At 71.3% G+C, this 22,531-nt stretch carries 15 protein-coding genes and 1 other RNA gene; 3 read left to right on the top strand and 13 right to left on the bottom strand.

Annotation, left to right across the window (positions count from 1 at the left end):
* Positions 1–22: 22 nt before the first annotated feature.
* From murC to FV226_RS20130, 3 genes are all read right to left on the bottom strand, one after another.
* Positions 23–1,429, bottom strand: a complete 1,407-nt coding sequence (gene murC, locus FV226_RS20140) for a UDP-N-acetylmuramate--L-alanine ligase (protein WP_147764278.1) — start codon at positions 1,427–1,429, stop codon at positions 23–25.
* A 69-nt stretch (positions 1,430–1,498) separates the two neighbouring features.
* On the bottom strand, positions 1,499–2,608 hold the full coding sequence (murG, locus tag FV226_RS20135; protein WP_147764277.1) for an undecaprenyldiphospho-muramoylpentapeptide beta-N-acetylglucosaminyltransferase: 1,110 nt from the start codon (positions 2,606–2,608) through the stop codon (positions 1,499–1,501).
* Entirely contained in the window at positions 2,605–3,771 is a 1,167-nt protein-coding gene (locus FV226_RS20130; RefSeq protein WP_147753363.1) for a putative peptidoglycan glycosyltransferase FtsW, read from the bottom strand. Before FV226_RS20130 ends, murG begins: the two co-directional genes overlap by 4 nt.
* Positions 3,772–3,988: 217 nt before the next feature.
* Here FV226_RS20130 and FV226_RS20125 point away from each other — a divergent pair, with 217 nt between their 5' ends.
* Positions 3,989–5,464, top strand: coding sequence for a PAS domain-containing methyl-accepting chemotaxis protein (locus FV226_RS20125; protein ID WP_147764276.1), 1,476 nt, complete (start codon positions 3,989–3,991; stop codon positions 5,462–5,464).
* A gap of 53 nt (positions 5,465–5,517) precedes the next feature.
* Here the strand turns inward: FV226_RS20125 and murD are convergent, their stop codons facing one another.
* The 9 genes from murD to FV226_RS20075 form a co-directional block, all read right to left on the bottom strand.
* Positions 5,518–6,894 (bottom strand): UDP-N-acetylmuramoyl-L-alanine--D-glutamate ligase, encoded by a 1,377-nt coding sequence (murD, locus tag FV226_RS20120; RefSeq protein WP_147764275.1) that lies wholly within the window; start codon positions 6,892–6,894, stop codon positions 5,518–5,520.
* A gap of 204 nt (positions 6,895–7,098) precedes the next feature.
* Positions 7,099–8,184: a phospho-N-acetylmuramoyl-pentapeptide-transferase gene (gene mraY / locus FV226_RS20110; RefSeq protein WP_147753360.1), complete on the bottom strand. Its 1,086-nt coding sequence runs from the start codon at positions 8,182–8,184 to the stop codon at positions 7,099–7,101.
* Positions 8,185–8,272: 88 nt separating this feature from the next.
* Positions 8,273–9,739: a UDP-N-acetylmuramoylalanyl-D-glutamyl-2,6-diaminopimelate--D-alanyl-D-alanine ligase gene (locus tag FV226_RS20105; RefSeq protein ID WP_147764274.1), complete on the bottom strand. Its 1,467-nt coding sequence runs from the start codon at positions 9,737–9,739 to the stop codon at positions 8,273–8,275.
* A gap of 97 nt (positions 9,740–9,836) precedes the next feature.
* Positions 9,837–11,300, bottom strand: coding sequence for a UDP-N-acetylmuramoyl-L-alanyl-D-glutamate--2,6-diaminopimelate ligase (locus tag FV226_RS20100; RefSeq protein WP_147764273.1), 1,464 nt, complete (start codon positions 11,298–11,300; stop codon positions 9,837–9,839).
* Entirely contained in the window at positions 11,297–13,072 is a 1,776-nt protein-coding gene (locus FV226_RS20095; RefSeq protein WP_246685642.1) for a penicillin-binding protein 2, read from the bottom strand. The genes FV226_RS20100 and FV226_RS20095 overlap by 4 nt, the downstream gene beginning before the upstream one ends.
* 173 nt (positions 13,073–13,245) lie before the next feature.
* Complete coding sequence (locus FV226_RS20090) at positions 13,246–13,662, bottom strand: hypothetical protein (protein WP_147753936.1); 417 nt, start codon at positions 13,660–13,662, stop codon at positions 13,246–13,248.
* Complete coding sequence (gene rsmH, locus FV226_RS20085) at positions 13,659–14,705, bottom strand: 16S rRNA (cytosine(1402)-N(4))-methyltransferase RsmH (RefSeq protein WP_147753935.1); 1,047 nt, start codon at positions 14,703–14,705, stop codon at positions 13,659–13,661. Before rsmH ends, FV226_RS20090 begins: the two co-directional genes overlap by 4 nt.
* Before the next feature lie 537 nt (positions 14,706–15,242).
* An RNA gene (gene rnpB / locus FV226_RS20080) (RNase P RNA component class A) lies at positions 15,243–15,652 on the bottom strand.
* A gap of 133 nt (positions 15,653–15,785) precedes the next feature.
* Entirely contained in the window at positions 15,786–16,226 is a 441-nt protein-coding gene (locus FV226_RS20075; protein WP_147764272.1) for a VOC family protein, read from the bottom strand.
* Between the two features lie 154 nt (positions 16,227–16,380).
* On the opposite strand from FV226_RS20075, the gene pepN reads away from it, so the two are divergent.
* Together pepN and FV226_RS20065 are read left to right on the top strand one after the other, a co-directional pair.
* Positions 16,381–18,996, top strand: coding sequence for an aminopeptidase N (pepN, locus tag FV226_RS20070; protein WP_147764271.1), 2,616 nt, complete (start codon positions 16,381–16,383; stop codon positions 18,994–18,996).
* Between the two features lie 172 nt (positions 18,997–19,168).
* On the top strand, positions 19,169–21,541 hold the full coding sequence (locus FV226_RS20065) for a PAS domain-containing sensor histidine kinase (RefSeq protein ID WP_147764270.1): 2,373 nt from the start codon (positions 19,169–19,171) through the stop codon (positions 21,539–21,541).
* A gap of 40 nt (positions 21,542–21,581) precedes the next feature.
* Here the strand turns inward: FV226_RS20065 and FV226_RS20060 are convergent, their stop codons facing one another.
* The gene (locus FV226_RS20060) at positions 21,582–22,367 is read right to left on the bottom strand and encodes a creatininase family protein (RefSeq protein ID WP_147764269.1); all 786 of its coding nucleotides are present in this window, start codon (positions 22,365–22,367) and stop codon (positions 21,582–21,584) included.
* Positions 22,368–22,531 lie beyond the last annotated feature (164 nt).

Raw genomic sequence — 22,531 nt, 5'->3', positions numbered from 1 at the left:
CGTATCGGACGAGCGCACGGCTTCACCCCTTCAGCGCCGCCAGCTCCGCCGGCAGGGCGTAGGCCCATTGCGTGATGTTGCCGGCGCCGAGGCAGACGACGTAGTCGCCGGGCATCGCGTGCGCGGCGACCATGCCGGCGAGGTCTTCCGGACGCTCCAGCGCCTGCGCGTCGCGGTGGCCGCGGGAGCGCAGGCCTGCGACGAGGCCGTCGCGGTCGATGCCCTCGATCGGCGCCTCGCCTGCGGCGTAGACCGGGGCGACGATGACCGTGTCGGCGTCGTTGAAGCAGGTGCAGAAGTCGTCGAACAGCGAGGCGAGGCGCGAGTAGCGGTGCGGCTGCACGATCGCGATCACCTTGGCCTCGGTGGAGGCGCGGGCGGCCTTGAGCACCGCCTTGATCTCCACCGGATGGTGTCCGTAATCGTCGAAGATCTGCGCGCCGTTCCACTCGCCGGTGCGGGTGAAGCGGCGCTTGACGCCGCCGAAGCCCGCGAGCGCCTTGCGGATCGCCTCCGGGGACACGCCCAGCTCGTGGGCGACGGCCAGCGCCGCGGTGGCGTTGAGCGCGTTGTGCTTGCCCGGCATCGGCAGGACGAGGTCTTCCATCTCCATGCGGAAGCCGGGGCGGCGGTCGCGGATCATCACGCGGAAGCGGCTCTGGCCGCCGCGGAGGTCCACGTCGATCAGGCGCACGTCGGCCTGCGGGTTCTCGCCGTAGGTGATGATGCGCCGGTCCTCGATGTGGCCGACCATGTCCTGGACCACGGGATGGTCGATGCACATCACCGCGAAGCCGTAGAACGGGATGTTGTCGATGAAGCGCCGGAAGGCGTCCTTCACCGCGTCGAACGAGCCGAAATGGTCGAGGTGCTCGGGGTCGATGTTGGTGACGATGGCGACGTCCGCCGGCAGCTTGAGGAAGGTGCCGTCGGATTCGTCGGCCTCCACCACCATCCACTCGCCCTCGCCCATGCGGGCGTTGGTGCCGTAGGCGTTGATGATGCCGCCGTTGATGACCGTCGGGTCCATGTTGCCGGCGTCGAGCAGCGTCGCGACGAGGGAGGTCGTCGTGGTCTTGCCGTGGGTGCCGGCGATGGCGACGCAGGACTTGAAGCGCATCAGCTCGGCCAGCATCTCGGCGCGGCGCACCACCGGGAGCCGGGCCTCGCGGGCGGCCATCAGCTCGGGGTTGTCGCGCTGGATCGCGGTGGAGACGACGACGAGGCCGGCATTCTCGACGTTGCCGGCGGCGTGGCCGACGAAGGTCTTCATGCCCTTGTCGGCGAGCCGCCGCACGTTGGCGTTGTCGGAGGCGTCGGAGCCCTGAACCGTGTAGCCGAGGTTGTGCATCACCTCGGCGATGCCGGACATGCCGATGCCGCCGATGCCGATGAAGTGGATGGGACCGAGCTTGTCGGGCAGCTTCATGGCAAGAACCGTTTCATAGGAAGAACCGTTCGATGGCGGGACTGCGCCGAGGCGTGCGTCCCGGAAGACTCAGGTGCGGGCGGCCGTGTCGACGACCACCGTGGCGAGCCGCTCGGCGGCGTCGTGGATGCCGGCGCTTTTCGCCGCGTCGGCCGCCGCGGTCAATTTTTGAGGATTCTCGAAGGCGTCGACGAGTTCCGCGGTGAGGCGGTCCGGCGTGAACGCGGTCTGGGCCATCGCCAGCGCCGCGCCGATCTTGGCGAGCGTCGCCGCGTTGGCCGCCTGGTCCTGGTCGAGGGCCCCGGGCAGCGGCACGAGGATCGACGGGCGGCCGATGGCGGCGAGCTCCGAGACCGTCGAGGCACCCGAGCGCGCGACCACGAGGTGGCTCGCCGCCATCCGCCCGGGCAGGTCCTTGAAGAACGGCGCCGCCTCGAGGCCGGCGAGCCCCATGGCGAGGTAGTCGTTCTGCACCGCGGTCAGGTCCTCGGGGCGGACCTGCTGCACGAGGTGGAGGCGGGCGCGTAAGGCAGCCGGCAGCTGCGCCAGGGCCTTCGGCACGACCTCGCCCATCACCCGCGCGCCCTGGCTTCCGCCGAAGACGAGGAGGTGCAGGACGTCCGTCGGCCCGAGCGGCGGGTAGGCGACCTTGGCGGCCTCGATCACCGCCGGGCGCAGCGGGTTGCCGGTGTGGATGCGCGGCGCGCGCGCCTTGTCGGGGACGCCGCGGACCTCCTTGAAGCCGGTGGCGATGGTGCGGGCGCCGCGCGCCAGGAAGGCGTTGGCCCGGCCCATCACCGCGTTCTGCTCGTGGATGATGGTCGGCACCCGCAGGATCTGCCCGGCGAGCATCGGCGGCACGGTCGGGTAGCCGCCGAAGCCGACGATCGCCGCAGGGTTGATGCGCTTGACCGCCTTGGCGGCCTCCGCGAAGCCGCGGCCCAGCGTCAGCACCGCGCCGGCCCGGCGCAGCATCGAGCGGCCCGACGGCGTCGCCGAGGTGATCGTGACGACCTCGGAGGCCGGGAAGTCGTCCGCGATGGAATCGACCCGCGCGTCGGTGGCGAGCACCACGCGGATGCCGCGGGCGCGGAGCGCGTGGGCGAGGCTCTCGGCCGGGAACAGGTGGCCGCCGGTGCCGCCGGCGCAGAGCAGGATGGTGGGCGTGAACACCGTCACCGCATCACCCCGGCGACGGTGGCCGGCGCGGTGCCGGGAGGCTTCTGGCTCAGCATCGTGGTGCGCGGGCGCTTGCGGGTGAGGGCCACGAGGAAGCCCATGCCCAGCGCCAGCGAGATCAGCGACGAGCCGCCGTAGGAGACGAACGGCAGCGTCATGCCCTTGGCCGGCATGAGCTGGGTGTTCACCGCCATGTTGATGCAGGCCTGGAGGCCGAAGAGGGTGATCAGACCGGTGATGGCGAGCCTCGAGAAGGTGTCGTCGGTGCGGCGCGCGAGCTTGAGCCCGCGCAGCACGATGTAGGCGAACAAAGCGACGAGGCAGAGGCAGACCAGGACGCCGAATTCCTCGCCGGTCACCGAGAAGATGAAGTCGGTATGCGCGTCGGGCAGGTGGCGCTTGGCGATCCCCTCTCCCGGGCCGGTGCCGAACCACCCGCCGGAGCGGAACGATTCCTGCGACCAGAAGGTCTGGAAGCTGTCGCCGGAATCCTTGTCGAGGAAGCGGTTGAAGCGCTCGCGCACGTGGTGGAAGAACGTGTAGGCGGCAAACACCCCGGTCAGGCCGAGGACGCCGAGCACCGCCACCCAGATCAGGTGCAGGCCGGCCACGAAGAACAGGGCGCACCACACCAGCGTGATCAGCATCGTCTGCCCGAAGTCGGGCTGCAGCAGCAGCGGCACGATGGTGATCGGCAGGAGCAGGATCGCGAGGAAGCCGCCCGGCATGTCGCGGCGCTGCGCGCCTTCCGAGAACGCCCAGGCGGCGACGATGACGAAGGCGGGCTTCACGAACTCCGAGGGCTGCAGGCCGAACGAGCCGAACTGGATCCAGCGGTGGGCGCCCTTGATCTCCGGGCCGAACTTGCCGGCGAGCAGGCACAGGGCGACGCCGACGAGCCAGGTGCCGAGCGCGAGCCGGCGGATGCCGCGCAGGCTCAGGAACGACACGGCGCAGATCAACCCGATCGTCGGGGCGAGGTACATCGCCTGGCGGTTGAGGAAGTAGAAGGTCGGCAGGCCGATGCGCTCGGCCACCGGCGGGCCGCCGCCCATCAGGAAGACCAGGCCGGCGACCATCAGGGCGGCCAAGGCCGCGAGGAGGCCGCGGTCGACCGTCCACCACCAGTCGGTCAGGGGCGTGCGTTCCGCGCGGGACATCATGGGCGTGCGACGACCTTCGAGCGGTCGCGCAGGAGCACGCGACGGTCGGGAGCGATCCTGTCCGCGAATGGTAAAGGCATCCTTGCCAAACCCGCCAAGCCGCCCGGCCCGCCAGCCGATCCGTAGTGCATACGAAATTTTAACGGCGAAATTGCAATCTTGAATTGCAATCACGACAGCGCCTCCTTCCGAGTCGCCACGCCGGGACGATCCGCCCATGTTCGCCGCACGCAAGACCGTCGAAGCCGCCGCCAAGCTCGCCGCCCTCGACCGCGTCCAGGGGGTGATCGAATTCGACCTGTCGGGCCGAATCCTCGACGCCAACGCGAACTTCCTCGCGGCCGTCGGCTACACGCTTCCCGAACTCGTCGGGCAGCCGCATGCGATGCTGGTCGACCCGCAGTACCGGGACTCGGCGGAGTACAAGGCGTTCTGGGATCGACTGCGCACCGGCGCGTTCAGCGCAGGCCAGTTCCGGCGGATGGCGAAGGGCGGCCGCGACCTCTGGATCGAGGCCTCCTACAACCCGATGATCGGGCGGGACGGCAAGCCCTACAAGGTGGTGAAGTTCGCCACCGACATCACGCGCCAGAAGGCCGAGGATGCCGACCGGGCGGGCCAGATCGCGGCGATCGACAAGGCGCAAGGGGTGATCGCCTTCGATCTCGACGGCACCATCCTCGATGCCAACGCGAACTTCCTCGCAGTGGTGGGCTACGACCTGTCGGAGGTTCGCGGGCGCCCGCACAGCATGTTCGTCGAGCCGGCTTACCGGCAGAGCGCCGAGTACGCGGCGTTCTGGGCGGCGTTGAAGCGTGGGGAGTACCAGGCGGCGCAGTACAAGCGCATCGCGAAAGGTGGCCGCGAGGTCTGGATCCAGGCGACCTACAACCCGATCTTCGACGCCGCGAACCGCCCCTACAAGGTCGTGAAGTTCGCCACCGACGTCACCGACCAGGTCATGCTGCTGGCCAACCTTCGCCGGCTGATCGAGCGCAACTTCACCGAGATCGACCAGGCGATCGGCCGCTCGGCGGACGGGTCCGGCGCGGCCTTCGCCGCCGCGGAGACGACCTCGAGCAACGTGGCGATGATGGCGGCGGCGTCTGAGGAGTTGGCCGCCTCCGTCGCCGAGATCTCCCAGAGCATGGGGCATTCGCGCAGCGCGACCGACGCCGCCTTCGAGCGGGTCCAGGCGGCCGGCGGGTTCACCCAGCGCCTCACGGAGGCTGCCGGGTCGATGACCGGCATCGTCGGCCTGATCCAGTCGATCGCCGCGCAGATCAACCTGCTCGCGCTCAACGCCACCATCGAGGCGGCGCGCGCCGGAGAAGCCGGACGTGGCTTCGCGGTCGTCGCGAGCGAGGTCAAGAACCTCGCCAACCAGGCCGCCCGCGCGACGGAGCAGATCGGTGCCGAGATCAACGGCCTGCAGGGCCTGTCGAGCGAGGTGGTCGGCGCGCTGGATTCGATCAGCGGCTCGGTCGACATCATGCGCGAGAACGTCGTGGCGACGGCGAGCGCGGTCGAGGAGCAGAGCATCGTCACGCGCGACCTGTCGCAGAACATGCAGGCCGCGGCCCAGGCCGTGGCGGCGATCACCGCCAACATCAGCACGATCTCGGCCTCGGTGACGGAGGTCTCCGTGGCGGTCACGACGACGCGCGAGGCGGCCAGCGTGCTGGCCCGGTAGGGCCACGTCCGGCACGAGGCGCGCAGCGAGCTGGCGTGCCTCGAAGCGGCGGCTCAGGGCAGCGCGCGCACGAGCTCTCGGAACACGTCGCCGCGCTGCTCGAAGCTGCGGAACTGGTCGTAGGAGGCGCAGGCCGGCGAGAGCAGCACCACCGGCTCGGGCGCACCCGACGCCGCCGCGCCCTCGGCCGCCGCCTTCACGGCTACGTCCAGGGTCTCGCAGCGGGTGTAGGGCACGGCGCCCTCCAGGGTGGCGGCGAAGGCGTCGGAGGCCGCACCGATCAGGTAGGCGTGGGCGATGCGCTCGAAATACGGGACGAGCGGGAAGATCCCGCCGTCCTTCGCCTTGCCGCCGAGGATCCAGTGGATGTCGCGGAAGGCGGTCAGCGCCTTCTCGGTCGAGTCGGCGTTGGTCGCCTTCGAATCGTTGACGAACAGCACCGGCCCGCGGACCCGGACCTCCTCCATCCGGTGCGGCAGGCCGGGAAAGCTCGCGAGCCCGGCCTGGATCGCGTCGGCCGCAAGCCCGAGGGCGCGGGCGACCGCCACGGCCACGGCCGCGTTCTGCCAGTTGTGCGCGCCGCGCAGCGACCGGATCGCCGACACGTCGGCGAGCGGCGCGCCGTCGCGGTCCGAGACGATCCCGTCGCGCACGGTGACGGCGTCGGCGGTGAGCGCGGCGTCGCGCGGCACGTGGATGCGGGTCGACCGGTCGGCGCCGCCTTCGGCGAACCGGTCGGCGATGGCGCGGCTCGGCCCGTCGTCGATCCCGACGACGACCTGGTCCGAGCCCTGGATCAGCCGCTCCTTGATCGCGGCGTATTGCGCGAAGGTGCCGTGGCGGTCGAGGTGGTCGGGCGTGATGTTGAGGAGCACGCCGACGCTCGGATCGAGCGAGGGCGTCAGGTCGATCTGGAACGAGGACAGCTCGACCACGTGGATGCGATTCGCTGCCGGCGGCTCGAGCGAGAGGATCGCGGTGCCGATGTTGCCGCCCATCTGCACGTCGCGGCCGGCAGTGCGCAGGATGTGGGCGATCAGCGCCGTGGTGGTCGACTTGCCGTTGGTGCCGGTGATCGCGACGAACGGCGCCCCCGGCGCCAGGGCGCGCCGCTCGCGGCAGAACAGCTCGATGTCGCCGACGACCTCGATGCCGGCCGCCTTGGCGAGCGCGACGGTCCAGTGCGGCGTCGGATGGGTCAGCGGCACGCCGGGCGAGAGGATCAGCGCCGAAAAGCCCGACCAGTCGGCCCCGCGCAAGTCCGCGGTCTCGATCCCCTGCCCGGCCGCCTTCGTCACGCCGTCGGCGTTGTCGTCCCAGGCGACGACCTGCGCGCCGCCGGCCTTGAGGGCGAGCGCGGTGGCGAGGCCGGAGGCGCCGAGGCCGAACAAGGCGACCGCGCGGCCGGCGAAGGTGGTGATTGGGGTCATCGGAAACTCGGAACCGGTCGGCGATCGGGGCTCGTCCCAACCCTCCCCCTCATCCTGAGGTGCCAGCATCAGCGGGCCTCGAAGGAGCCCTCCAGACCGCACCGAAGTTTCTGGAGGGCTCCTTCGAGGCGCCCGCTTCGCGTGCGCACCTCAGGATGAGGGTCGGGGTGGGAGTGGCGTTGCGGAGCCGACTTCTACCACAGGTCACCGCAGCTTGAGCGTGGCCAGGCCGGCGAGCGCCAGGATCACGGCGATGATCCAGAAGCGGATCACGACCTGCGGCTCCTTCCAGCCCTTCTGCTCGAAGTGGTGGTGGATCGGCGCCATGCGGAAGACGCGCTTGCCCGTCAGCTTGAACGACGCGACCTGGATGATCACCGACATGATCTCGAGGACGAACAGGCCGCCGACGATCGCCAGGACGATCTCGTGCTTGGTCGCCACCGCGACGACGCCGAGCAGGCCGCCGAGCGCCAGCGACCCGGTGTCGCCCATGAAGATCTGCGCCGGCGGCGCGTTGAACCAGAGGAAGCCTAAGCCCGCCCCGATCACCGCGCCGGCCACCACCGCGAGCTCGCCGGTGTCGCGCACGTAGTTCACCTGAAGGTAGCTCGCGGTGAACGAGTTGCCGACGAGGTAGGCGATGACGCCGAAGGTGCCGCAGGCGATCATCACGGGGACGATGGCGAGCCCGTCGAGGCCGTCGGTCATGTTCACCGCGTTGCCGGCGCCGACGATGACGAAGCCGCCGAACAGCACGTAGAACCAGCCGAGGTTCAATAGCGCGTCCTTGAACACCGGGAAGGCGAGCTGGTTCTGCAGCGTGGACGGCGAGAAGTACGAGATCGCGTAGCAGGCCGTGATCGCGATCAGGGCCTCGAGTCCGAGGCGGAGCTTGCCTGAGAAGCCCTTGTGCGACTGCTTCGTCACCTTGAGGTAGTCGTCGTAGAAGCCGATCGCGCCGAAGCCGAGCGTCACGGTGAGCGTGATCCAGACGTAGTGGTTGCGCGGGTTGGCCCAGAGCAGGATCGCGACGATGGCGCCGGCCAGGATCATCAGGCCGCCCATGGTCGGCGTGCCGCGCTTGGTCAGCAGGTGGGTCTGCGGCCCGTCCTCGCGGATCGGCTGGCCCTTGCCCTGGCGCAGGCGCAGCAGCGAGATGATCAGCGGCCCGAACCAGAACACGAACAGGCCCGCCGTGAACAGCGCGCCTCCCGTGCGGAAGGTGATGTAGCGGAAGACGTTGAAGGCCGAGAGCGTGCCGCTCAGGTCCGACAGAAGATACAGCATCCGGGGGCTCGGCGGCTTGGCTCACACGAAGAAGGGCGCCGACGGGACGCGAACGGTCCCGGCGCCTCGGCGGACGATCAGATGCCGGTCACGGCCCGGCGGTCGGGGCCGGCGCGTCGCGGCGCGCCGGGGGGTTCGCGTAGCGGGCTTTGAGCGCCTCGACAATCCGGCCCATGCGAATACTGTTCGAGCCCTTGACCATCACGGCGTCGCCCGGCCGCAGGATCGCGGCCAGCGGCTCGACGAGGTCGGCCGAAGTCGCGGCGGCGACGCCCCGGCGCGAGACCGGGAGCGCCTCGAACAGGTGGTTCATCAGCGTGCCGGCGGTGAAGACGAGGTCGACCGCGTGGTCGGCGACCGCGCCGGCGAGGTCGCGGTGGTGGGCGTCCGAGGTCGGCCCGAGCTCCAGCATGTCGCCGAGCACGGCGATGCGGCGCCCGCGCGGCCCGGTCTCGATCGCGGCCAGCGTCGACAGCGCGGCGCGCACCGAGGCCGGGTTGGCGTTGTAGCTCTCGTCGACGAGGAAGGCCTCGCCGTCGCGGATCTGGAGGGCGGTGCGCTCGCCGCGCCCGGCCGGCGGGCGCAGCGCCGCGAGCGACAGGGCGGCGCGGGCCAGATCCGCGCCGAGGCTGTGGACCACCGCCATCACGCCGAGCGAGTTCATCGCCGTGTGCCGGCCCGGCGTGCCGAGCTGGTAGGTCACCGGCTGGCCCATCACCACGGCGTCGACCACGGAAAGATCGGGGCGCAGCACGATGCGCCTGGCGCGCACGTCGGCCTCCGCGTGCTCGCCGAAGGTGACGATGCGGCCGGCCCGCGAGGCGAGCGCGTGGGCGTGCAGGCGCGCGAAGCTCGGGTTGTCGCGGTTGATCACCGCGACGCCGCCGGGCGCGAGCCCTGAGAAGATCTCGCCCTTGGCGTCGGCGATCGCCGACACCGAGGCGAAATGCTCGATGTGGACCGGCTCGACGGTGGTGACGAGGGCCACCTCCGGGCGGACCTGGGCCACCAGCGGCACGATCTCGCGCGGGTGGTTCATGCCGACCTCGAACACGCCGAAGCGGGTGTCGGCCGGCATCCGCGCCAGCGTCAGCGGCACGCCCCAGTGGTTGTTGTACGAGGCGACGGAGGCGTGGGTCTGCCCTTGCGCTGACAGCACGTGGCGCAGGGCCTCCTTGGTGCCGGTCTTGCCGACCGAGCCGGTCACCGCCACGACCTGGGCCGCGGTGCGGTCGCGGGCCGCCTTGCCGAGGCGCGTCATCGCGTCGAGGACCGGATCGGGCCCGTCGCCGGGCACGGCCAGGACCGGGCCGTCGAACGACGCCGCGCGGTCGGCGGCGACCACGGCCGCACCCGCCCCCTTGTCCAGGGCGGCGCGGACGAAGTCGTGCCCGTCGCGGGCCTCGCCCCTGATCGCGAAGAACAGGTCGCCGGGCTGCAGCGTGCGGGTGTCGATCGAGGCGCCGGCGACGGCGCCGCGCGACCCGTGAAGCGTGCCCCCGGTGGCGGGCTCGAGTTCGGCCGCCGTCCAGAGCGGCTTGGCGTTCGGGCTCATGCGGCCTCCGGTCTGACGGTGCGCGGACGCGAAGCCCCCTCCCCCTCTGCGGGGAAGGGAGAGGCGCGGACTTCGTCGTGCTTCGGGGAAGACGCGTTCATCGCGAAAACTCGTCGATCGCCGCCCTCAGGACCGCGTGGTCCGAGAACGGCAGCACCCGGTCGCCCACGATCTGGCCGGTTTCGTGGCCCTTGCCGGCGACCACGAGCACGTCGCCGGGTCCGAGCCCGCGCACCGCCGTGCGGATCGCCTCGGCGCGGTCGCCGATCTCGGTGGCGCCCGGCGCCTCGGCGCGGATGGCGGCGCGGATCGCGGCGGGTTCCTCGGAGCGCGGGTTGTCGTCGGTGACGATGACCGCGTCGGCGAGGCGCGCGGCGATCGCCCCCATGATCGGGCGCTTGCCGCGGTCGCGGTCGCCGCCGCAGCCGAAGACCACGACGAGGCGCCCGGAGGCGAAGGGGCGCAGAGCGACGAGGACGCCCTCCAGCGCCTCCGGCTTGTGAGCGTAGTCGACGAGGCACAACGCGCCGTCGGCCTCGCCGACGCGCTCCATGCGACCGGGCACGCCGACGAGGTGTTCGAGCGCCGCGAACACGCCGTCGGGGTCGGCGGCGCCGGCGGGCGTGGCGAGAACGAGGCCGGCGGCGACGAGCGCGTTCTCCACCTGGAACCCGCCGACCAGCGGCAGGCGGACCCGGCGCGGGCCGTGGCGGCCGTCGAGGTCGAGCACCTGCGCGAAGCCCTCGGTGCGGGCGTCGCGCAGGCGGATCTCGGAGCCGGCGCGGCCGGTGGTGCGGACGTCGTGGCCGGCCGCGGTCGCGACCGCGATGACACGGTCGGCGTAGGCGCCGTCGGCGTTGACGATCGCTGGCGCCCCCTCTGGCAGGAGCGTCGTGAACAGGCGCAGCTTGGCCGCGAGGTAGTCCTCGATGGTCGCGTGGTAGTCGAGGTGGTCGCGCCCGAGGTTGGTGAAGCCGGCGGCGGCGAGCTGCACGCCGTCGAGGCGGCGCTGCTCGATGCCGTGCGAGGAGGCCTCCATCGCGAGGTCCGTGATGCCGTCGGCGGCGAGCCGCGCCAGCGTCGCATGCAGCGTCACCGGGTCGGGCGTCGTCAGCGAGCCGTAGGCGGCGCCACGGTCGGTGACGATGCCGACGGTGCCGACGCTGGCGGACGCGCGCCCGATCCGCGACAGGATCTGGCGGACGAAGTCGGCGACCGAGCTCTTGCCCGCGGTGCCGGTCACCGCGACGATGGTCGCGGGCTGGCGCCCGGACAGGCGCGCGGCGGCGAGCGCCAGCGCCCGGCGTGGGTCGGCGACGGCGATCCAGGCGCAGGCCGGCGGCAGGTCGGCCGGGCGGTCGCCCTCGCCCGCCACCGCGATCGCGCCGGCCGCGGCGGCCTTGGCCGCGAACAGCCGTCCGTCGGCCTTCGTCCCCGGCACGGCGACGAAGACGCCGCCCGGCACCACGTTCCGGCTGTCGGCGGTCAGCCCGGCCACCGGCCGGTCGGCCTCCGCCGCCCCGGCTTCGGGGAACAGGGCGCCCAGCGTCGCCGCGCTCACGGGCCGCCGACCATGTTGGCGTGGTAGGCGTTGAGCTTGACCATCAACGGGAAGGGCTTGGCCGGCGGCTCGAATTGCGGCGGCAGGCCGAGGATCGGCGCCACGCGCTCGATCACCTTGCCGGTGACGACGCCGGAGTTCCAGGCGGCGGTGGCGTAACCGCCGCTCTCCGGCAGTCCCTGGGGCTCGTCCATGATGGTGACGAACAGGTATTTCGGCTTGTCCATGGGCGCGGCCGCCATAAAGGTCGTGAACAGGCGGTTCTTGTTGTAGCGCCCGCCGATCACCTTCTCGGCGGTGCCGGTCTTGCCGCCGACGAAGTAGTACGGGATCGCCGCCTTCTTGGCCGAGCCCTCGACGGCGTTGAGGCGCATGATGAAGCGCATCGCCTCGCTCGTCTGCGGGCTCAGCACCGTCGTCGCCTTGGCCATCGCCTCCTTGACGTCGGTCTTGAGGAAGGTCGGCGTCATCAGGAAGCCGCCGTTGGCGATCGCGGCCACCGCCGCCGTCGCCTGGATCGGCGCCACCGCGAGGCCGTGGCCGAAGGCGATGGTGATGGTGTTGATCTCGGTCCAGCGCGGCGGGACGATCGGCATGGCCGATTCCGGCAGCTCGGTCCGCATCCGGTCGAGCAGGCCCATCTTGCGCAGGAAGGCCTTGTGGCCGGGCACGCCGACGCCGAGGGCCATCTTGGCCGAGCCGATGTTGGAGGAGTGGGTGAACACCTCCGGCATGGTGATGACGCGGTTGGTGCCGTGATACTCGTGGATCTTCTGGCGGCCCCAATTCAGCACGCCGCCGCGGGTGTCGAAGGTCGAGTTGACGTTGTACTTGCCCGATTCCAGCGCCATGGCGAGGGTCATCGCCTTGAAGGTCGAGCCCATCTCGTAGACGCCGACGTTCATGCGGTTGATCTTGTCGTCGGACAGGGCGTCGACCGGGTTGTTCGGGTCGAAGTCCGGCATCGAGACCAGCGCGATCACCTCGCCGGTCTGGACGTCGAGGATCATCGAGGCGCCGGCCTTGGCCTTGAAGTGCTCGATGCCCTTGGCGAGCTCGTCGCGCACCGCGAACTGCGCCCGCAGGTCGACGGAGAGCTGGATCGGCTTGAGGTCGGTCTGCTTGGCGACGAAGCCGAAGTCGTTCAGGGCCTTGTTGCCCTGGTTGTCGATGTACTTCTCCATGCCGGCGATGCCGATGCCGTCGAGGTTGGTCGCGCCGATGATGTGGGCGGCCGCGACCCCGTTCGGGTAGACGCGCTTGTGGTCGGGCAGGAAGCCGATGCCGGGGATGCCGAGGCGGTGGACCTCGGCCTGCTGCTTCGGGGTCAGCTCGCGCTTGACCCAGACGAAGCCGACGCCCTTCTTGCCGGGCTTCTGGGTGAGCTTGGCGCGCAGTTCCGTCGCGTTCAGCTCGGGCAGGACGGCGGTGAGGAGTTCCACCGCCTCGTCCTTGTCGTAGATGTTGCCGGGCTCGGCGAAGACCGAAACGGTACGGATGTCGGTGGCGAGGATCTCGCCGTTGCGGTCGATGATGTCGGGCCGAATGGCGGTGGTGGACGCGGCCGCCACCCGGTGCTCCTGGCTCGGCGGCGCGCCGAAGATCGCGATCGACAGCAGCCGCACGCTGATCGCGCCGAACACCGCCACGAAGGCGAGTCCGACGAGCGCGACGCGGGTGTGCGAGCGCTCGATCGCGAGGCGGAACATCGCCCGGAACAGGCGCACGCCGGGATGCACGCGGGGCTCGGCCGCGACGACCGGCTCATCGATCGCCAGCCGCGCGACGGCCGGCGTCTCGTCCGCGTCGCCGTGGTGCGCAGGCTCAGGCGCGGCATGCCCGATGCCGGCCGCGTCGTCGGCCGCGAAGTGGGCGTCTCGGGCTTCGTGAGCCGCTTGAGCGTCGAAAGCCGTTTGGGCGTCGTGGGCGTCTTGAGACACGGGGACTACCTCGATGCCGGGTTCGGCGTGCGGGTCGTGACGACGGTGCGGGTGATCGAGCCGGTGGTGCGGGGCTCGGAGGCCGGCCCCTTCTCCTTCGGCGTCGCGGTGGCCGCGAGCAGGCGGCCGATCTCGTCGCCGCGCTCGGGCCGCGCCGGCAGGTCGGCGAGGCGCCCGAGGTGGGCGGTGCCGATCGGCTCGAGGGCGAGGTGCTTCTCCACCGCCGCCTGCAGCCGGTCCGGCCGGGTCAAGAGCTGCCATTCGGCGCGCAGCACCGCGATGGCCTGACGCTCGGCATGCAGGCCGGCCTTCAGCTTCGAGACCTGACCGCCCTGGTAGAGCGTGTCGTACTTGATCGAGTAGGCGTAGATCGCCGAGGCGACGAGGCCGGCGACGGCCAGCAGGTTGAGCAGGCGGATCACCGGCGTGCGCCTCCGCGCGGGGCTTCAGGAAGCGCAGCGAGCGCCTGGATCGCGGCGAGCGGCGCCGGCACGGGTGCGTCCGTGCGCTCGGCGGCGCGAAGCTTGGCCGAGCGCGAGCGCGGGTTGCGCGCCGTCTCGGAATCGGAGGGCAGCACCGGGCCCTTGGTCACCGGCGTGAAGCTGCGGGCGGCCGTGGGCTCGCCGCCGGGCAGCGCGCTCGGCATGTGGCGCGAGGCCTGGACGGCGCGGCCGCTGCGGGCGGAGAAGAACTGCTTGACGATGCGGTCCTCGAGCGAATGGAACGTCACCACCGCGAGCCGCCCGCCCGGGCGCAGCATCCGCTCGGCGGCGTGCAGAGCCTGGACCAGCTCGCCGAGCTCGTCGTTGACCGCGATGCGCAGGCCCTGGAACGTCCGCGTCGCCGGGTGGATGCCGCTGCCGGGCTCGGTCCGCACGACCCCGGCGACGAGGTCGGCGAGCTGCGCCGTGGTCTCGATCCGGCCGCGGCGGCGCGCCTCGATGATGGTGCGGGCCACCGCCCGCGAGCGGCGTTCCTCGCCGTAATGGTAGATGATGTCGGCGAGCTCCACCTCCTCGGCCTCGTTGACGAGGTCGGCGGCGCTGAGGCCGGTGGCGGCCATCCGCATGTCGAGCGGGCCGTCGTTGCGGAACGAGAAGCCGCGCTCGGGCTGGTCGATCTGCATCGAGGAGACGCCGATATCGAGCACGATCCGGTCGGCCTGCGCCTCGCCGAGATCCGCCAGGTGCGCGTCGAGGGCGCCGAATCGGCCCGGAACCAGCGTGAGGCGCCCGTTCGAGGCGGCGACGAGCGCCGCGCCGCCGGCGATGGCCGAGGGGTCTCGGTCGATGCCGACCACGCGGAGGTCCGGGTCGGCGGCGAGCATCGCGCGGGTGTAGCCGCCGGCGCCGAAGGTGCCGTCGACGGCCAGCGTCGTACCGGGAAGGTCGAGGGCGGCGAGCACCTCGTCGAGCAGCACCGGGACGTGCGGGCCGCACGGTTTCTCGATGGGTTTGCGCGTCATCGCTGCGGCCCGTTCGGGCGAAGGCGCCGGGCCGCGTGCGGCCGAGGCGGCCCGCCGGGGATGGGGGGAACGGTTCGGCTCATGGCTGCCTGCACCCGGCCGCGGCGACGCGGCGCGGTCGGTTTGGGCGATCCCGCTCGTGCGGTGGCCGAAGGCCCGCGCGCGGACGATCCCCGCATGGCCGCGGCGAGCGTGGCCGCTGGGGGCGTCCGCCGATCCGGAAATCGCCGATGACGAGATGTTGGCGGGTACCATGGGCCTCTGACGATCGTCAACGCAAGCGAAGACCCGCATCGCGGACGTCCGATGTGACCTCAGCAAGGTTAACCGACGGTCAATTTTTCGCCCCGCCCGCCGACGTTCGGCGCATGGGCGCCGGCGATCCTCGGGACCTGCGCGCGTCTGCTGGCGAAAGCTTCGCCGCGATGCGCCGACCGGCGGCACATATTCCGCAGGACCGTGCTTCGCGCGGCGGATCGGCACGCTCCGTCAACGGCTTAGCCGGTGCCGTGGCTCTGCGTCCGGACAGGCAGGAAGCGGATCAGCCGGCCTATAAGCCGGGTTCTGTAGGGCCCGGAGGCGCCGAGGCGCATCCGGACGTGGCGGCCATTCCTCTGGGACGATCGTTGCCGACCGCCTCGAGCAACCAACCCGGGCGACTGGCCTGGAGAGAGGGCCTGCGCCTCTTCCTGCGAGGAGACGCGCGCCGCCCCTATTCGGTCTTGCTCCCGGTGGGGTTTGCCGTGCCGTCCGCGTTGCCGCGTCCGCGGTGCGCTCTTACCGCACCCTTTCACCCTGACCCCGCGACCTCGCGGTCCGGGGCGGTCTGCTCTCTGTGGCACTGTCCCTGGGGTCGCCCCCGCCGGACGTTATCCGGCACCGTCTCTCCATGGAGCCCGGACTTTCCTCCCCAAGCCGAAGCTCGGAGCGGCCGCCCGGCCGACTGATCCGGCGCGGATGTGGGCCGGATCGCCCGCCCGGGTCAAGCGGACGGCCGCGCGTTCAGGCGTCGAGGCCGCCCAGGACCGAAATCCTCGTCTGCCCACGCCGTGCGGCTTGCCCCGGACCGCCGCGATCCGGTTACCAGGTCCCGGTGTTCTCCATGGAGGACCACGGCTCCTGCGGCTCCTTGGCGCCGCCCTTCTGCAGGATCTCGATCGAGATGCCGTCGGGCGACTTCACGAAGGCCATGTGGCCGTCGCGCGGCGGCCGGTTGATGGTCACGCCCTTGTCCATCAGCCGGGTGCAGAAGGCGTAGATGTCGTCGACCTGGTAGGCGAGGTGCCCGAAGTTGCGCCCGCCGGAATAGGTCTCCGGGTCCCAGTTGTAGGTCAGCTCCACGAGGGGCGACTTGGTGGTCTCGGCCCGCGCCGCGTCGCCGGGGGCGGCGAGGAAGACCAGGGTGAAGCGGCCCTTCTCGTTGTCGATGCGGCGCACCTCCTTCAGCCCGAAGGTGTCGACGTAGAACGCCAGCGCCTTGTCGAGGTCGGCGACGCGCACCATCGTGTGCAGGTATTCCATGGGTGTTCTCGTGCTCCGCTGATGCCGGCCTATCTGGGCCCGGGCCGGACCCCGTCAACGGGCTCGGCCGCGCCGCGGCGGAACGCGAACATCCCCTTCGACGCCTCTTCGACGCCCCTTCGACGTCCCCTCCGGCCAGCCGAGCGATGCCCCGATGCGAACCGACACGCCCGTCCAGATCCGCCTCGAAGACTACCGGCCGAGCGACTTCCTGATCGACCGCGTCGACCTCGACGTGCGGCTCGCCCCGCACGACACGCGGATCACCGCGCGGCTGGCGCTGCGGCCGAACCCGGCGGGCCGGGCGGGCGCGCCCCTGGTGCTCGACGGCGACGACCTGACGCTCGACGGCATCGAACTCGACGGCGCGCCGCTGTCCGCCGAGGCCTACGCGGCGAGCCCCGCGGGGCTGACGCTGCACGCGCCACCGCAGGGACCGTTCGAACTGACGATCCTGACGCGGGTGGACCCGACCGCCAACACCAAGCTGATGGGGCTCTACCGCTCGAACGGCGTCTACTGCACCCAGTGCGAGGCCGACGGGTTCCGCCGGATCACCTACTTCCTCGACCGGCCCGACGTGATGGCGGTCTACACCACCCGAATCGAGGCCGAGCGCGCCGAATGCCCGGTGCTGCTCGGCAACGGAAACCCGGTGGAGGCCGGGGAGATCGCCGGCACCGGGCGGCACTTCGCCGTGTGGCACGATCCCCACCCGAAGCCCGCCTACCTCTTCGCCCTCGTCGGCGGCGCGCTCGACCGGGTGGCGCAGGACTTCACCACGATGGAGGGCCGGACGGTCGCGGTCGCGGTCTACGTCGAGCCCGGCAAGGGGCCCCGCGCCGCCTACGCCCTCGACGCGGTGATCCGTTCGATGCGGTGGGACGAGGAGGCGTTCGGGCGCGCCTACGACCTCGACGTGTTCAACGTCGTCGCCGTGTCGGACTTCAACATGGGCGCGATGGAAAACAAAGGCTTGAACGTGTTCAACGACAAATACGTTCTGGCCTCCCCCGAGACCGCCACCGACGGCGACTACGCCGCGATCGAGCGCATCATCGCGCACGAGTACTTCCACAACTGGTCGGGCAACCGCGTCACCTGCCGCGACTGGTTCCAGCTCTGCCTCAAGGAGGGGCTGACCGTCTTCCGCGACCAGGAATTCTCGTCCGACATGCGCTCGCGCGCCGTCCACCGCATCGGCGAGGTCCGCAACCTTCGCGCCCGGCAGTTCCCGGAGGATGCCGGCCCGCTCAGGCACCCGGTCCGGCCTGGTGCCTATGCCGAGATCAATAACTTCTACACGGCCACGGTCTACGACAAGGGCGCCGAGATCGTGCGGATGCTGCGCACCCTCGTCGGCGCCGACGCCTTCCGGGCCGGCATGGACCGGTACTTTTCCGACAACGACGGCACCGCGGCGACCGTCGAGGATTTCCTGGCGGCCTTCGCCGCGGTGACCGGGCGCGACCTCCAGCCCTTCGCCCGCTGGTACGAGCGCCCCGGCACGCCGGCCCTCGCGGTGACGCGCGCCTACGACGCCGAGGCCCGGCGATACACGCTGACCTTCCGCCAGAGCCTCGAGGCGGCGGGCCTCCCCCTGGTGATCCCGGTCGCTCTCGGCCTCGTCGGCGAGAACGGCCCCCTCGCCGGGGCGACTTCGACATCGGTCTCCGACGGCGTCTTCGTCCTCGACACCGGGACCGCCACCGTGGTGTTCGAGTGCGTCGCCGAGGCGCCCGTGCCCTCGGTGCTGCGCGGCTTTTCCGCCCCGGTGCGGCTTGAACTCGACCTGACCGACGCCGAGCGCCTCGTCCTGCTCCGGCACGACACCGACCCGTTCAACCGCTGGCAGGCGGCGCAGTGGATCGCGATGCGGCTGATCCTCGAACCGGCCGCACTGGGCGCGGGCGAGGCCTTCGCCGACGCGCTCGGCGCCTTCCTCGACGGCGAGGCCCTGACCGACCCGGCCTTCGCCGCCCTGGTGCTGTCGCTCCCCGGCGAAGGCGAAGCCGCCAACGAAATCGCCGCCGACCTCGACCCGGACGCGATTCACGCGGCCCGCACCGCCCTTCGGAAAGCGCTGGGTACGCGGCTGCGCCCGCGCCTCGCTGCGCTGGCCCTGGCCCTGCGGGCGTCTCAGGACGCCCCCTACAGCCCGGACGCCGCCTCGGCCGGCCGCCGCTCGCTCGCCAACGCCTGCCTCGACCTGATCGCCGCCGCGGACCCGGCGGCCGGCACCGAAGGCGCCCTCCTCCAGCTTCGCGAGGCGCGCAACATGACCGACCGGCTCGCGGCCCTCGGCGTGATCGCGGCGATCCCAGGGGAGGCCCGCGAGGCGGCGCTCGCGGCTTTCGGCGCCACCTATGCCGACGAGCCGCTGGTCCTCGATAAGTGGTTCGCCGTCCAGGCGACGATCGCCGAGGACGGCACGCCGGCACGGATCGCGGCGCTGAGCCGGCACCCGGCCTTCGCCATGACCAACCCGAACCGGGTGCGGGCACTGATCGCCAGCTTCGCAATGGGCAACCCGACCCAGTTCGCGAGGGCCGACGGGGCCGGCTTCGCCCTCGTCGCCGAGCGGATCGAGGCCCTCGACCGGATCAACCCGCAGCTCGCCGCGCGGCTCCTCACCGCGTTTTCTTCCTGGCGGCGGTGGGAAATTTCGCGACGGGAAAAGGCCGCCGAAATCCTCAACCGGATCAAGGCGATCCCCGCCCTTTCCCGGGACGTGGCCGACATCGCCGCCCGGACGCTCGAAGCCGGTTAACCATCGCTTAACATTGGCGATTCTCCGCTGATTCCGAGTCGGTAGTCGCGGCTCGGAGTCAAGCCACGCTGTAAAAAATCCGTGGACAAACCACTCGGGAAAGTGATGAATTGAATTCAGATTCGGGGCCGGCGCAGCAAGGCCCGGACGCTTCCAGTGCACGAGGTCGACCATGCCGGAGGCGGATTCCGCTTCCTTCTCCGCGCGTGCGGATACGATTCTCGGCATCCACTGGCCGACGCGCGCGCCGGCGAGCCGTTTCGTGCAGGCCGAAGCCTGGCTGCGTTATGCGGTGCCGGCCTTGCTTGCGACCTTCCTCGCCTGCCTGGCGGGGCTGACGGCCCTCCACCTCCAGACCCAGCGCGAGGAACTGCTCGCCACCGCGAGCGCCGACCTCGAGTCCTTCACCCGCCTCTCGGCCGGAGCGCTGGCGGGCCACGCCCTCGGCGACGCGGCGGCCCAGGCGAGCCTCGTCGACCTATTTCCCGCGGGCACCCTGCCGGCCGGACGCCGTGTGATGCTCGTCTCACGAGGCGACCGGATCGTCGCGGCCAGGCCCCCACTGCCGCCCGGCACCGAGACCCTTCAGAATGCGCTCGGCGAGTCGGAGGCACTCTCGACGCTCGGCGAGCGGGCGGGCGTGATGCGCCTAGCACTCCCCGACGGCGAGACCGCCTTCGCGGCGATGCGCCGCCTCCCCGGCGGCGAAAGCCGCATCGCGGTGATGCAATCGCTCGGACCGCTGACCGCAAGCTGGACCGGCCGCGCCCGCCACCAAGCGATCCTGGTCGCCGCCGCCGCCCTCGTCATCGTCGGGGTGGGCCTCGCCTACGGGCTGCAGAGCCGCCGGGCGAAGGCGATCGACAAGGTCTGCGAGCAGATTCGCCGGCGCCTTGACACCGCGCTCGGCCGCGGCGCCTGCGGCTTGTGGGACTGGGACATCCCACGCGGGCAGATCTACTGGTCGGATTCGATGTACGCGCTGCTCGGCTACCGCCGCGAGCGCGAGTTCCTATCCTTCGGCGACGTCAACGCCCTGGTCCACCCCGACGACGGCGACCTCTACAGCCTCGCGCGCGGTCTGGCCGCGAGCCAGACCGCTGTCGACCACGCCTTCCGCATGCGCGGGGCGAACGGCGCCTACATCTGGCTGCGCACCCGCGCCGAGGTGGTGCCGGACGTGACAGACGGCGGCCGCCACCTCGTCGGCATCGCCGTCGACGTCACCGAGCAGCAGCACCTCGCCGAGACCAGCGCCACCAACGACATGCGCTTGCGCGACGCCGTCGAGGCGATCTCGGAAGCGTTCGTCATCTGGGACACGAGCAACCGTCTCGTGCTGTGCAATTCCAAGTTCCGCCACCTGCACGCGCTTTCCCCCGAGGACGCGCAGGTCGGCCGCCGCTACGACGAGGTGATGGGCCGCGGGGTACTGCCGCAGATCCGGCGGGAGATGCCGGAGACCGATGCGGCGAGCGCGACGGCCCGTACCTTCGAGGCGGAACTCACCGACGGCCGCTGGCTGCAGATCAGCGAGCGACGCACCAAGGACGGCGGGTACGTCTCCGTCGGCACCGACATCACCAACCTGAAGCGGCACCAGGAGCAGCTCGTTGCCTCGGAGCGCGAGCTGATCGAGACGGTCAAGGACCTGAAGCGCTCGCGCCGCACGCTGGAGTTGCAGACGCAGCAACTCGCCGACCTCGCCGAGCGCTACCTCGACCAGAAGGCGGCGGCCGAGTCCGCCAACCAGGCCAAGTCCGAGTTCCTGGCCAACATGAGCCACGAGCTGCGCACGCCGCTGAACGCGATCATCGGCTTCGCCGAGCTGATGTCGAGCGAGCTCTACGGGCCGCTCGGCTCGCCGCGCTACGCCGAATACTGCGCTGACATCCGCGGCAGCGGCGACTACCTGCTCTCGATGATCGACGACATCCTCCACATGTCGCGGATCGAGTCCGACCGCGTGCGCCTCGCGCGCCGCGAGGTCGCCGTCGAGGCCGCGGTCGCCGGGGCGCTGAAGCTGGTGTCGGAGCCGGCGCGGCAGAAGAACCTCCACATCGCCATAGACTTGCAGCCCGGCCTCGCGCTGCTCGCCGACGAGCGCGCCCTGCAGCAGATCCTCGTCAACCTGCTGCAGAACGCGGTGAAGTTCACGCCCGGGCACGGCCGCATTGCGGTGCGCGCGCGCGCCGCCGGGGACCACGCCCACCTGTTCATCGAGGATACCGGGATCGGTATCCCGAAGGCGGCGCTGGCGCGCCTCGGTGCGCCGTTCTCGCAAGTCGAGACCAACCTGACCCGCAGCCACAAGGGCTCGGGCCTCGGCCTCGCCATCGCCCGCTCCATGGCCGAGCTGCACGGCGGCTCCCTGCGCATCCGCTCCGAGGAGACGGTCGGCACCATAGTCCTGGTGCGGCTGCCCCGCCCGACCGGCGAACGCCTCGCGGCGGCGGCGGCCGAGGATTCCGGTCAGCAGGCCATCGCGGCGCTGCGCGAGGCCTCCGGGGCGAGCGTTCGGCAGCCGCAGCCGGCCGGCGCCTGAGGACGCGCCGCGGGGCCGTCGCACCGCGGGCTGCGGCGCGCTACCTGCCCAAAAGGTCGAACCGCGCCACGTCGTGCAGCAGCGCCACGAAGGCCCGCGCGCCGTGGTCGAGGGCAGCCTCCCCGGCCTCGGCGGTGCCGAGCCTGGCGTCGCCGATCGCGCCCGACGGATGGAGGTCGCCGGCCTTCCAGGCAAAGGCGGCCGGGCGCCCGGCGCGCAGGTGCGTGAAGTCGCCGACCATGGCGCGGGTGCGCGAGGGGAAGTCGGCGACGGCCTCGCGCCGCACGAGATCGGGGCGCAGGGCCAGCATCAGCGCGGTCTCGACCCCGCCGGCATGGATGCCGTGGACGATCTCGTCCTCCGGGAAGCATCCGTCCGGGTAGCCGAAGCGCGCCCAGGCGGTCGTCACCGCCACCATGCCGAAGCGGGCGCGCAAATCCCCGGCCACGAGGTCGATCAGCGCGCTGTTGCCGCCATGCGAGGTGATGATCACCAGCCGGCTGCAGCCGGCGCGGTGCACGCCGGCGCCAATTTCGCCCCAGGCGGCGAGCGCGGTCGCGGTAGTGAGGGAGAGCGTTCCAGGAAAGGCGTCGTGCTCGTCGGACTTGCCGACCGACTGCACCGGCAGGACCAGCACGTCGAGGTCGGCCGGCACCAGGGCGCAGGTGCGCGCAAGGTAGCCGTCCATGATTGCGACGTCGGTGCAGAGCGGCAGATGCGGGCCGTGCTGCTCGATCGCCGCCACCGGCAGCACCGCGACCGTGCGGCCCATGTCCCGCGCGGAGACCTCCCGCGTGGTCAGGTCGGACCAGAGCCGTGCCGCCATGCTTTGCCTCGATGCGTCCGCTTCAAGCCATACGCTCTAGCAGGCTGCTGCAGAAGTCTGGTGTTACGCTCGGTTTGGATCGTTATCGGTGTTTGCCACGGATTGGCCGACGTCCGAGAGGCTGGATTCTGCCTCTTCGATGGGAGCCCGGGTTACGGGCCGCG

The sequence above is a fragment of the Methylobacterium sp. WL12 genome (assembly GCF_008039475.1).
Classification (GTDB): Bacteria; Pseudomonadota; Alphaproteobacteria; order Rhizobiales; family Beijerinckiaceae; genus Methylobacterium; species Methylobacterium cerastii.
This window is presented reverse-complemented; position numbering and strand designations above follow the sequence as displayed.